This is a genomic window from Paenibacillus salivarius, assembly GCF_051307165.1.
In the GTDB taxonomy this organism is placed as follows: Bacteria; Bacillota; Bacilli; order Paenibacillales; family Paenibacillaceae; genus Fontibacillus.
Genome location: NZ_CP195592.1, coordinates 2397692 through 2409709, shown reverse-complemented (window position 1 = coordinate 2409709; position 12018 = coordinate 2397692). Strand labels below are relative to the sequence as shown.

Sequence of the window (12018 nt, the reverse complement as noted above, 5' to 3'; positions counted from 1 at the left end):
CCTTATTATAATCCCTTTCCGCCGAAAAAGAAAATAATACTTGTTACAAAGCCATGGAGCGTCCCTCGATAGCCAACGCCGCTTCGCCGATAATCTCGGAAAGCGACGGATGCGCGAATACCGCTTGTCCGATTTCCCACGGCGTCGCATCCAGCAATTGGGCGATCGCCGCTTGGGCGATCAATTCGGTCGCATGGGCTCCGATGATCTGCACGCCGACGAGATCGTTCGTATCGGCATCGGCGACCATTTTTACAAATCCTTCACGTTCGCCTTGCACCAGCGCCTTGCCGATCGCAGAAAAAGGAACTTTTGCCGTTTTGACGTTCAAGCCCTTTTGTTTTGCTTCCTTTTCGTTTAAGCCGACGGAGGCCACTTCAGGTCGTGAATACACACAACGCGGTACTTGGGAGACGACATATCCGTGAGACGGTTCGCCCGCCAGGTGGTTTACGGCAACCAACCCCTCATGGCTGGCCGCATGAGCCAGCTGCAGCCCGCCGATACAATCGCCGATCGCGTAAATATGCGGCTCCGTCGTCTGCATGTGTTCATTCACCCGAATAAAGCCGTTATTCAGGCCGATGTCCGTGTTTTCCAGGCCGATATTTTCTACATTCGCCTGTCTTCCGACCGACACGAGCAGCTTGTCCGCTTGAAGCACAATCGCTTCTTCTCCCCGCTGCACCGAAATATGTACGCTCTCGCCCTTGACTTCGTACGTATCCGTGAGCACCTTCGCTGCGGTCATCACCGTGATGCCCCGACGCTCCAGCTGTTTTTGCAGCTCGCGGGCCACCTCTTCATCTTCGGCGGGGAGGAGCTGCTCGGCCGCTTCCACCAAGGTGACTTGAACCCCGAAATCGTTCAGCATCGACGCCCATTCCACGCCGATGACTCCGCCGCCGATGATTAGCATCGAACCCGGCAGCTCCTCAAGCACCAGTGCCTCATCGCTGGATAGCACATGGATGCCGTCCGGCGTCAATCCCGGCAATGTTCGGGGCCGTGAGCCCGTAGCAATGATGAGGTTGGCAGGCACCACGGTTTCCATCTCTCCGTCGTTCAGTTCTACCGCCACCGCTCCGCTCTTCGGCGAAAAGATAGAGGGCCCGATAATCCGCCCTTTACCTTGTATAACCTGAATTTTATGCTTCCGCATCAAATATTGAACACCTTTGTGCAGTTGCTCCACGACGGCTTGCTTTCTCTCTTGTACTTTCGGAAAAACGAGCGTAACCCCGTTCGTTTCGATCCCGTAGCTTTCGCTCTCTTTCATATTTGCGTAAAGTTCCGCGCTCCGCAGCAGCGCCTTGCTCGGAATACATCCCCGATGCAGGCAAGTTCCGCCGAGCTTGTCCTGTTCGATAATGACGACTTCTTTCCCCAATTGAGCCGCGCGGATCGCGGCGATGTACCCTCCTGTTCCGCCTCCGAGTACCGCCACATCACATGAAATAGCCATGTTTACTCTCCACCCATCTTTATTGAATATTCATCTTTCATTATTGTACCTTGTTTTCGGACTATTACAAATTTGCTTTCAAATGGACAGAAACCGAAGAAAAATGTATGATGAAAAAAAAGCCGAAAGGAAGAGTCCCGCACCGATGAGACTGATGATATCCCGTTTTATCGCCATTATCATCCTCGTTGTTCCGGGAATTGCGGCCATGGCCGGGTTCCTGAAAATGAAGGATGCCTTATTTATATATATGTCCCAGCATGGGGACGATACCTTGTCCGCCGTGTCGTTCGACTGGCTTAACTTCATTGTCGGCCTGCTGCTTTTTGCCGTCGGCATCGGCTTTCTGGGCGGCTGGATTTATTTCCGGGACCGCAAGCGGAATTATGTCGGACCTCGAAAAAAAGCCCGCCGTACCGCCTCCGGCAGTCAGTCCTGATCTGATCTGCCTGCGCTTTAGAACTTCACAGTTTACAAACTCATAAGGAAGTGCACGATGCTATCTTTTGCATTAACTTTAAAAAGACTGCTTGGCGGACTGCGCCACTCGATCAAAAGGCATCATTTTCGGACGCTTTTCATTTTGATCGCGGCCACACTGCTATCCGGTACTCTCTTTTACGTGAAAGTGGAGAATCTCCATTGGCTTGACGCCCTTTATTTTTGCGTGGTCACCCTGACCACGGTCGGCCATCCCGAATTCGTGCCGCAAACCTCGCTTGGCAAGGTGTTTACGATGATTTATGTTTTTGCCGGCATCGGTCTGACATTCGGTACGATTTTTGAAATTGCGGCAGGCATTATTTTGCCCCGGACCCGCAAGAACAAAGAACAAACGGAAGACCCTGAGCTTGCCGACGCCGAGTCCTAGAACGAAAAAATCTTTCCCGCACACCATACCGACGGGAAAGATTTTTATGTTTATTCATATAACGCGTCCCTCAGTTTGCTGGACATCCGCGGGCTGCTGCCCGAAGAAAGCCGAAGGATCGTTTTGCGCAGCCTTGCATTTTCGGCGCTTAACTTTTCTACCGTTTCGATCAATTCACGAATGCGCCCCCGTTCCTCCTCGCTCCATTCGGATCGGTCCATCCACTCTCGAAATGATTCCAGGTCCAAGTCTTGACCATTCGTCATTTGCGAATCACCTCTTTTTTAAACATGTAACATCATTTTATCACACAAGGACCTTAAAAGAACCAAATATTGCGAGGGGTTTGCTTTGCATACTTACCGCATTAAAAATACTCATTCCGGGCCCCCTAACTCATACCTGCAACACGATGTGCCGGATCTTTGGCGTTTCGATCTGAATCGTCACATGCGTCATCCGAAATTTCTCCTCGAGCATCGTAATCGCCTCCTGAAGCACCCGTTGTTGATCCTCATGCTCCTCAACCATCACATGGGCGCTTAACGAATCCATTCCCGAGGTGATCGTCCAGATGTGCAGATCATGGACTTCTTTTACTCCTCCGATATTTAACAAACTGCGTTTTACTTCATCCTGGTCGATCGTGCTCGGGACGCCTTCCATCAAGACGTGTACGGATTGTGAGATGACGCCCCAAGCGCCTTTAAGGATCAGGAGCGCCACAACCACGCTGACAATCGGGTCAAAAATGTACCAACCGAACGCCCACATCACTACCCCGCCGATAATAGCTCCAACCGAGCCGAGCGCATCGCCTAGCACATGCAGATAGGCGCTGCGGAAATTGATATTTCCTTTAACGTCACCTTTTCTCAAAAGGGCCCAGGCACTGGCCAAGTTAGCAAGGAGCCCGATGAATGCGATCAACATCATGGGGCCGCTGGAGACGGTCGGCGGATCGAGGAAGCGTTCGTAAGCTTCGACAATGATAATCCCGGCAATGACGAATAGCGTAACTCCATTCAGCAATGCCGCCAGGATTTCCGTCCGGTAAAAACCATAGCTTTTCCGGGCCGAAGCGGGACGGGATGCGAACCAGATCGCCAGCAAGCTTAATACCAACGAACTGGCATCGCTTATCATATGTCCGGAATCGGACAAAAGGGCCAAGCTGTTGGTCACCAACCCGCCGACAAATTCCAGGACCGCTATCGAAGCCGTGATGCCCAAGGCGATCAGAAGGCCGCTCTTGCTTGCGGATCTGGCCCCATGGTGATCATGGCCGTGCGAATGCCCGTGGGAATGGAAATGCGTGTGGCCGCCATGCTGATGTTTGTGGTCATGATCATGATTACTCATTCCGTTCACCCCCGTGTTCGCAAGATGCGTGGTCGACGGCCTGTCTAAGCAAAGATATGACATGCTCATCATCGCAACTGTAATACATCGTGTTCGCCGATCTTCTGAATTTAACGAGTCTTAAATTGCGGAGAAAGCCAAGTTGATGAGATATCGCTGACTGCGATAATCCCAAAACCTCCGATATATGCGTCACGGAGCACTCTTCCTCGGCCAACAAGTACAAAATCCGGATCCGCGTCGGATCCGCCAATGCTTTAAAAATCGTGGATACCTGATCAATCGTCGTTTCCGTTAAAAATGAATGAGTGTCTTTCTCCATTATAATCACTCCTGATTTTATATATGAACATATGCTCATATACAGAATAATCCTTATCTTCATTTTTGTCAATTGTCATCAGAACATTAACTCGGTTTTGCAGATGACCGATATAAAATTTATAAACATCAAGGAGGACATATCGGATCATGAGAATTGCAACAGGAATACTTTCGCTATTATTTGCTTTATTTGCTTTTTACCAGGCCGGCCAACCGGCTCCCATGGATGTCACGCTGTCGGAGCATGAAAATTTTGTGGGATGGACCAGTTTTATCGGTGTTTTTCTAGTCATCGGTATGGCGTTTGTCTTTAAGAAACCTAAAATATCGGCCGTGGTATATGCTGCAGCGGGATTGATCGGAATTCTGGCGGGAATCGGTTCCGCATTAGTCCCAAATGAAGTGATTTCGTATGGGGTCGTGAGTGTGATTTTTTCGCTCATGAGTTTGGGCGGATTGAAGGAAAGCCCCAGTACAGGCAACAGCCAACAAAATATCGACAAGGATATCGAAAAATTAAAGTTAGAAATCAAGCTGCTGGAGCTGGAAAAAGAAAAAAACGAGAAAACGAACCAAACTAACCATTGAACGATCTTTTTATGCTAATCGAACATGACTGAGTTTCTCCGATCACTCTTTAACTTTGTATTTGTCAAAACTTTCCGACTCCCTAATCCATGGCGGCGCGATATAATCGTATATTGAAGCCATCAAGAAAAACCGAACGGGAAGGAAGCTTTCATGTACACATATATCGCAAAGGCAATCGAGGCAGGACAAGAAATCGTTATTACGCTTTTGGACGGGTCAAAAATATCCGGACTGCCAAGCTGGGGAGAAGACCGGACAGGAGTAAACATTACTACCTCGGAGAAGATGGATTGGATACCGTTTAACGAAATCGGGCATGTAAAAACTTTGTTGAACCGGAACGCAAAAAAGCCTGCCGATGAATAAATCGGAGACTTTATTATTCCATTGTTACCATTGGTTTAATATTGAGAAGGAGAATATTTAAATGCTATACTTTGTTTGAAGTTATTCTTCATAACCTTTTCTTCTCCTCCAGACAATTTTGTCTGGAGTTTTTTGGTTTTTGTACTTAACTTTTATTTTTATTCGGTATCTCTTGAATCACGAATCCTTGATTTTGTGACCGAACCGAGTACAACGTGTCAAACCCTTCACCATACGAAGGCTCCTGCAACTTCTTCAAGGTACTTTTGATGCCTACCACGGGCACTTTTTCTTTCCCTTGCCTTTGTTCATTGCGTTCATAAGACAGATCATAATCCGGTTCAAAGTTATAACCTATGATCTTAAATTTATGATTTCGGGCTAACTCGATATATTTTTTCCGCTCCTCAACCGTCGGATTCGTATTATCCACTACAATTGGCAGACCGGTCCGAAATGCCGCTTCGAGAAATATTTTCTCCCGATACCTTGTCCTTAAAATATCCAGGTTTATCCTCATGTGAGTTTTAAAGAACTTTTCTTTGTAGAATGTCGATTTCCCGGAAGCCTGTATCCCGATAAAAATAACGCACTCCATTATTCTTCATCCTTTGATAAATAAACATATCGGTGTGACACTTTATAGGGTTTCTCCCCACTTAACGATCACCATGAAAAAAGAACCGCTGAGGCCGCGGTTCCGCTTTTCTTTATGCGATTTTTGCGCTTTATTATGCATCAAGTTTACCGGAACAACGCGCTAAGGCTCTTCGGAATCATGAAACGATCCACTTTTCAACGAACGAGATTCTAATCATCGTCGTTTTTACGCGTAACTTCTGACTTTCAAGAAACCTTATGCTCGATCCGCAGCTTGTCGGCCACCATGGCGATGAACTCGCTGTTGGTCGGCTTGGATTTGCTGATATTGATCGTGTATCCGAACAGGTGGCTGATGCTGTCAATGTTGCCGCGCGTCCAAGCCACTTCGATGGCATGGCGGATAGCCCGCTCCACGCGCGAAGGCGTCGTTTTGAACTTTTCGGCAATGGCCGGATACAACGTCTTGGTGATCGCACCAAGGATTTCGATGTTGTTATAAACCATCGTGATCGCTTCGCGTAAATATTGATATCCCTTAATATGCGCCGGAACTCCGATTTCATGTATGATCGACGTAATGTTCGCATCCAGATTTTTGCCCTTACCAAGAGGAACGACATTGGATTTAACAAAAGGTGCCGAGGAGGTACCACCGGAAGACGTCTGAACTCCGACAAGTTGACGAATCCGGTTTGCGAGCACTTCCATGTCAAAAGGTTTAAGAATGTAGTAGGATGCTCCAAGTTGTACGGCTCGCTGCGTAATATTCTCCTGGCCGAATGCCGTCAGCATAATTATTTTAGGCTGGGGGTTTAAACCAAGATCGCGAAGACGCTCCAATACGCCGAGTCCATCCAGATGCGGCATAATGATGTCCAGAATCAAAACATCCGGAACCTTCGAAGCGTTGTCGATCATCTCCAGCACTTCTTCGCCGTTATAAGCAATTCCCGAGACGACCATATCGTCCTGCCCCGAAATGTATTCCGCGAGCAAATTCGTAAATTCCCGATTATCATCCGCCAACAACACTTCAATTTTCTGCACTGACTTTTGTCCTCCTTAAGTAATTTGAATAAGTTATTTTATTTCCCATTCTTTTCTTCCAGAATAAGGTTTCGACATTCAGAAGTAAATTCCTTCTGTCGAAAATTATTTTTCTTTATTTTTTTATTTCGTTGATATATAATAATACATTTATTTACACCATTCTGTCTAATTCAATTCTTTTCGACAAATCCATGACCTGCTGCTCCTTAAAAATAAAACATCTTAAGGCGATCATGCCGCCTTAAGATGTTGGGAAGTGGTGCTGCCGGAGGTCCCTTGAAGGATGCCCGCATCCTGCAGCATCCATTCGATAAAGCATCCGTATCCGGAACGGGGATCATTGACGAATACATGGGTAACCGCCCCGATGAGTTTGCCGTTTTGGATAATCGGGCTTCCGCTCATACCTTGAACGATTCCGCCGGTTTTATCAATGAGCCGCGGATCCGTGATGCGCAGAACGATCCCTTTCGTTTCTGGGGCGCTTTGCTTGGATACATGAACGATTTCGACCTTGAATCGCTCCACTTTTTGCCCTTCGACGACTGTCAAAATTTCCGCCGACCCTTCCTTGACCTCATCCGAAAAAGCAACGGGAATCGGCTTCTGATACACGCTGTGGTCCGGATTTTGGTTCATCTTGCCGAAAATGCCGAAATGCGTGTTTCGCTCAATATTCCCCAGCGTTTTGCCTTCTTTGATGAAATGGGCTCTTTTCTCCCCCGGTTCACCGCTTTCGCTTTTCGATATCGAAGTCACGCTGGATTGTAAAATCTGTCCGCTTCCGACAACGATCGGAGTTTGCGTGTTCATATCCGTAATGACATGTCCAAGCGCACCGTAAACTCCCTGATCCGGTGCATAGAACGTTAAAGTTCCGACGCCGGCCGCTGAATCACGGATATAAAGGCCCAGCCTCCATGCTCGATCCTGCGCATCAAAAGCAGGCGATAAAGAAGTCGTAAACGTTTTGTTGCCCCGTTTATAGGTCACCTTTAGAGGCTTACTCGTATTCCCAGCTTGAGAGGCAATTTCCGCCACGTCCTTGACATCCTTCAATTCAACGCCGTTCATATGGGTAATTAAATCGCCGACTTGAATACCTGCGTTTTCACCAGGTGACACTTTTTTGTTGTTTTCGGTTACTTGATGGTGGCCTACGACCAGTATCCCTGCCGATTTCACTTTGACGCCGATCGATTGGCCGCCGGGGATCACTTTGAGGTCGGGGATAACATTGACCTTTACCGTTTTAAGAGGAATTTGTCCGAATAATTTCATGCGGAGCTTTGCCTCGCCGCTTTGGATAGAAGACAACCGAACCGGTTTGCCCAGCGAAACCGTCATCGAAGGAGATGCTTGCCCGTTCAACATGACGACATCGGGGCGGTCCACCGAAATACTTGCTTGTACCGGCAGAGCCAAATGGATTTGCCTGCCCTGCCCCTGAAACAGCCGGAGTTCATCCGGCAATTCGGGCAAGCGGCCATCGGCTGCAGAAGTTCCCAGAAAGCATAAGAAAAAAGCAAATAAAAGGCCGAGCAGTCTATTCCTGATGTTCGGGTTCAAAGGCTGTCACGCTCCCTTAGCTTCTTTCGCTTGACGAAAAAGGTGGTCGCCAATTGCGTACTTATAAGATGCCCCGGGGCAGGCCTTTTATTACTGTCAAACATTAACCCAACCTTTAAATTGACACCTTTTGCGCCTGAGCCAAGTTCAGCATTTCCTGGGCATGATGCTTTGTTTTCTCCGTGATTTCCACGCCCCCCAGCATTCGCGCCAATTCCATAACGCGTTCCTGATCCGACAATTCATCCACCCGAGTCATCGTTCGTCCATCTTCCACGACTTTTTCGATCAGGTATTGCCGATCCGCCATGCAAGCCACCTGAGGCAGATGGGTAATGGAGAACACTTGGCAGGTTCGCGACAACCGGAACAGTTTATCGGCGATCGACTGGGCCGCACGGCCGCTCACTCCGGTATCCACTTCGTCAAAAATGAGAACGGGAACTTCATCGTGACGGGCAAAGATGCTCTTGAGCGCCAGCATAACCCGCGACAATTCGCCTCCAGAGGCGATTTTCCCAAGAGGGCGGAGCGGCTCACCGGGGTTCGGCGAAATGAGGAATTCGGCATTGTCGATACCATGCTTGCCTGGTCGTATTTTTTGGCCTTCCCATTCCACGCCATTCGGATCCTCGTTCCAAACAAGCTTTACCTGCATTGAAGTTCTCGCCATCTGCAAATCCTTCAATTCGGTTTCGATTTGCACCGCCAGTTCATCGGCTTTGCGCCTGCGCACTTCGCTCAATTTAACCGCCTTCTCCATAAGGTCGGCCAACAGTTCCTCTCTGCGTTGTTGCAGCTTTTCCAGCAAATCATCCTTATTCTCAAGCATATCCGTTTCCCGTCGGATTTTATCATAATACTCAAGAATCCCTTCGATATTATCCCCGTACTTGCGGCGCAGCGTGGAGATAAGGTCCAATCGGTCCTCCACTTCATCCAAACGGTCGGGATTGAATTCAATTTTTTCCCGATAAGAACGTAAACCGAAGGAAGCATCCTCAAGCTGATAATATGCCGATTGCAATTGCTCCAGCAGCGGATTGACATGTTTACTGTCAAAGGAAGCCACTTCGTTCAACCGGGAAATCGCCTTGGCTACCGCCTCCAGCCCTTGTGAACCATAAAGCAGGTCGTAAGCCTTAGATACCGAATCCATCATTTTCTCGCTATGGGATAGTCTGATCTTTTCTTCCGAAAGCAATTCATCTTCACCGGGTTTCAGCGCGGCAGCGGAAATTTCCTCCAGCTGAAAACGGTATAAATCGAGCATCTGCAGGGTTTGCTGACTGGTATTGCGCAGCTCGTTCCATTCCTTATTCACTTTGACGAAAGAAGCATACGCTTCCTGATAACTCGACTTAACCGGGGCGATCTCGTCCGAGCCGAACGCATCAAGCAGTTCCAAATGGCGCTCCGGTCGAAGCAGTGTTTGATGTTCATGCTGCCCATGCAGGTTGATCAGACTTTCCCCGATGTCCCGAAGCATGGTCAAATTCACCAGCTGTCCATTGATTCTGGCCGTGCTCTTCCCTTGGCTGCTGATTTCGCGGCGAATAATCAGCGATTCAGCCGGATCTCCGCCAATCCCGTAACCTTCCAGAGCGGCCCATACCGGGTGGCTTTCAGGCAAATCAAATGAAGCCTCCATTTCCGCGCGATCCGAGCCGTACCGGATCAAATCCGCGGACCCGCGCCCACCGGCAATCAGGCCCAGCGCATCGATAATGATCGATTTCCCTGCCCCCGTTTCCCCGGTAAGCACATGAAAACCTTGATGGAACGTAACATCCACCGCTTCCACGACAGCCAAATTACGAATCGAAAGATGGACTAACACCGCTCGGCAACTCCCTTCAGAAAAATCCCATAATTTGATCAATGATAAACTGGCTATACTCTTCGTTCCTGCAAATCATCAGAATCGTATCGTCGCCGCAAATGGTTCCCAGCAAATCCGGCCACTCCATGTTATCGATCAAAACGGCGACCGAATTGGCCGTGCCCGGCAAACACTTGACGACAACCAAATTGCCGGTATGATCGATGCTTACGAAACTGTCGACAAGCGCGCGCTGCAATTTTTGAACGGGATTGTACCGCTGTGCCGTCGGCATGGAATACTTGTATCTTCCGTCATCCGTCGGCACCTTGATCAGCATCAGTTCCTTAATATCCCGGGAAACCGTCGCCTGCGTCACCTGAAAGCCGGCATTCCGCAGCGCATCGACAAGCTCGTCCTGGGTTTCGATCTCCCGGTTTGTAATGATTTCGCGTATTTTAATATGTCTTTGACCCTTCATAACGTCCTCCATGTCCCTTAGGGGGCTGATTCTTCTTCGTCTTCATCCGTTGTTAAGGCAATCCGTTTCAAAATACCCTGATCCGCATCTGCATAAAGAACGCCCGCGCATGCCGGATACAGGAGCAAATAAGGCAAGAGCTCCTTTCTGATTCCGCTGCCTGTCCACTCGATGGGGAGCCTTTCCCTTGCCGTTCTCACCAGGTAGAATTCCCCTTCCTTCGTCGCGATATAGTCGATAAACAAGCGGCTGTGAAGGATGCTGCCGTCCACCTGAAAAGCCAGCGGAACCTTCAGCTTGTCGCTGACCACTTCATAGCCTGCCTCTTTCAGCAAATCGACGACAGGATGCTCCACAATCTCCTCGTTCAGCACCAGTCCCGTTAAGGACCGCAAGCCGAACGGCTTGCGCACCCAGGAACGGAGCCCGCGAATTACGAGATAGATCGCGGCCCCGCCAATAAGAACCATCAACAGCCCATCGGATATGACAGCCACATCTGATCACCTCGAATGTCTTATTCGACGCGTATCAGAAAAGTCCCTGTCGCTTCCGTTACATTTCAGATAGTTTTATTATAGGGAACATTTGTTCCGATTACAACAAAAACCCGTCATTTCGACGGGTTTGCATGAAAGGTTCCTGCAGCTTCCTGGGTGATGCGACGGGCCATTTCCCTGACTTCTTCGGAATCGGGCCGATCGGGATTTCCGGTTTCCGCGTCCAATCCCAAATGGGCCAAAAACTCGATATTGCCTTCGCCTCCCGTAATCGGAGAGAAGGTAAGTCCTTTGATCGAAAATCCCAGCTCAGTCGCATAATTCAAAATGCTTTCGATCACTTCCTGGTGAACCTTGACGTCTCGAACGACGCCGGATTTCCCTACTTTTTCGCGTCCCGCTTCAAACTGCGGCTTAATCAACGCGGCAATGTCCGCAGGTCGTTTTAACAGCTGCAGCAAGGGAGGCAAAATAATTTTAAGCGAAATAAAAGAAACATCGATACTCGCAAAGTCCGGAACCGGTCCGTCGAGGTCTTCGGGCGTCATGTAGCGGAAATTGGTCCGCTCCTTCACATTGACGCGGTCATCGTTCCGAAGCGACCAGTCCAGTTGATTGTAACCGACGTCAATCGCGTATACATAGCTTGCCCCGTGTTGCAAGGCGCAATCCGTGAACCCGCCCGTGGAAGAGCCGATATCGAGCATCACCCGTCCGGCAAGGTCGATGCCGAATACGTTTAACGCCTTCTCCAGCTTCAGTCCGCCCCGGCTTACGTAAGGATGGATCGATCCTTTCACGGTAATCGGAATGTCCCTCGGCACTTTCGTGCCGGCTTTCTCGATCCTCTCGGATCCGCTCAGAACAAGCCCGGCCATGATCGCCGCCTTCGCTTTCTCTCTGCTGTCAAAATACCCCTGCTCCACAAGCAGGACATCAATTCGTTCTTTAGATACGGACACTTGAATTCTCCTGACTTTCCCGAAATCGAATCTTAAATTCGCCCGGACCATC

General features: G+C 49.1%; 15 protein-coding genes. 4 read left to right on the top strand and 11 right to left on the bottom strand.

The window, feature by feature from the left end:
• Positions 1-43 precede the first annotated feature (43 nt).
• Positions 44-1465 carry a dihydrolipoyl dehydrogenase gene (gene lpdA / locus ACSFXJ_RS10765; RefSeq protein ID WP_435925142.1) on the bottom strand — a complete coding sequence of 474 codons (1422 nt, stop codon included), beginning with the start codon at positions 1463-1465 and terminating at the stop codon, positions 44-46.
• 145 nt (positions 1466-1610) lie between these two features.
• Between lpdA and ACSFXJ_RS10760 the strand changes: the two genes are divergently transcribed.
• Together ACSFXJ_RS10760 and ACSFXJ_RS10755 are read left to right on the top strand one after the other, a co-directional pair.
• Positions 1611-1904 carry a DUF2627 domain-containing protein gene (locus ACSFXJ_RS10760; RefSeq protein WP_435925141.1) on the top strand — a complete coding sequence of 98 codons (294 nt, stop codon included), beginning with the start codon at positions 1611-1613 and terminating at the stop codon, positions 1902-1904.
• Positions 1905-1961: 57 nt separating this feature from the next.
• Entirely contained in the window at positions 1962-2336 is a 375-nt protein-coding gene (locus ACSFXJ_RS10755) for a potassium channel family protein (RefSeq protein ID WP_435925140.1), read from the top strand.
• 50 nt (positions 2337-2386) lie between these two features.
• On the opposite strand, the gene ACSFXJ_RS10750 is transcribed toward ACSFXJ_RS10755, so the two are convergent.
• The 3 genes from ACSFXJ_RS10750 to ACSFXJ_RS10740 form a co-directional block, all read right to left on the bottom strand.
• On the bottom strand, positions 2387-2602 hold the full coding sequence (locus ACSFXJ_RS10750; protein WP_435925138.1) for a hypothetical protein: 216 nt from the start codon (positions 2600-2602) through the stop codon (positions 2387-2389).
• A gap of 130 nt (positions 2603-2732) precedes the next feature.
• On the bottom strand, positions 2733-3698 hold the full coding sequence (locus ACSFXJ_RS10745) for a cation diffusion facilitator family transporter (protein WP_435925137.1): 966 nt from the start codon (positions 3696-3698) through the stop codon (positions 2733-2735).
• The gene (locus tag ACSFXJ_RS10740) at positions 3691-4020 is read right to left on the bottom strand and encodes an ArsR/SmtB family transcription factor (protein ID WP_435925136.1); all 330 of its coding nucleotides are present in this window, start codon (positions 4018-4020) and stop codon (positions 3691-3693) included. Before ACSFXJ_RS10740 ends, ACSFXJ_RS10745 begins: the two co-directional genes overlap by 8 nt.
• A 149-nt stretch (positions 4021-4169) precedes the next feature.
• On the opposite strand from ACSFXJ_RS10740, the gene ACSFXJ_RS10735 reads away from it, so the two are divergent.
• Positions 4170-4610, top strand: a complete 441-nt coding sequence (locus ACSFXJ_RS10735; RefSeq protein WP_435925135.1) for a hypothetical protein — start codon at positions 4170-4172, stop codon at positions 4608-4610.
• Positions 4611-4763: 153 nt separating this feature from the next.
• Positions 4764-4979 carry a hypothetical protein gene (locus tag ACSFXJ_RS10730; RefSeq protein ID WP_435925134.1) on the top strand — a complete coding sequence of 72 codons (216 nt, stop codon included), beginning with the start codon at positions 4764-4766 and terminating at the stop codon, positions 4977-4979.
• A 145-nt stretch (positions 4980-5124) separates the two neighbouring features.
• Here the strand turns inward: ACSFXJ_RS10730 and ACSFXJ_RS10725 are convergent, their stop codons facing one another.
• From ACSFXJ_RS10725 to ACSFXJ_RS10695, 7 genes are all read right to left on the bottom strand, one after another.
• Positions 5125-5577: an AAA family ATPase gene (locus ACSFXJ_RS10725; protein WP_435925133.1), complete on the bottom strand. Its 453-nt coding sequence runs from the start codon at positions 5575-5577 to the stop codon at positions 5125-5127.
• Between the two features lie 248 nt (positions 5578-5825).
• The gene (gene spo0A / locus ACSFXJ_RS10720; RefSeq protein WP_435925132.1) at positions 5826-6629 is read right to left on the bottom strand and encodes a sporulation transcription factor Spo0A; all 804 of its coding nucleotides are present in this window, start codon (positions 6627-6629) and stop codon (positions 5826-5828) included.
• 234 nt (positions 6630-6863) lie between these two features.
• Entirely contained in the window at positions 6864-8201 is a 1338-nt protein-coding gene (gene spoIVB, locus ACSFXJ_RS10715) for a SpoIVB peptidase (protein WP_435925131.1), read from the bottom strand.
• Positions 8202-8316: 115 nt separating this feature from the next.
• Positions 8317-10041 carry a DNA repair protein RecN gene (recN, locus tag ACSFXJ_RS10710; RefSeq protein ID WP_435925130.1) on the bottom strand — a complete coding sequence of 575 codons (1725 nt, stop codon included), beginning with the start codon at positions 10039-10041 and terminating at the stop codon, positions 8317-8319.
• Positions 10042-10057: 16 nt separating this feature from the next.
• Positions 10058-10504, bottom strand: coding sequence for a transcriptional regulator AhrC/ArgR (gene ahrC / locus ACSFXJ_RS10705; protein WP_435925129.1), 447 nt, complete (start codon positions 10502-10504; stop codon positions 10058-10060).
• Between the two features lie 17 nt (positions 10505-10521).
• Complete coding sequence (locus ACSFXJ_RS10700; RefSeq protein WP_435925128.1) at positions 10522-11001, bottom strand: hypothetical protein; 480 nt, start codon at positions 10999-11001, stop codon at positions 10522-10524.
• Positions 11002-11117: 116 nt separating this feature from the next.
• Entirely contained in the window at positions 11118-11966 is an 849-nt protein-coding gene (locus tag ACSFXJ_RS10695; RefSeq protein WP_435925127.1) for a TlyA family RNA methyltransferase, read from the bottom strand.
• Between the last annotated feature and the right edge of the window lie 52 nt (positions 11967-12018).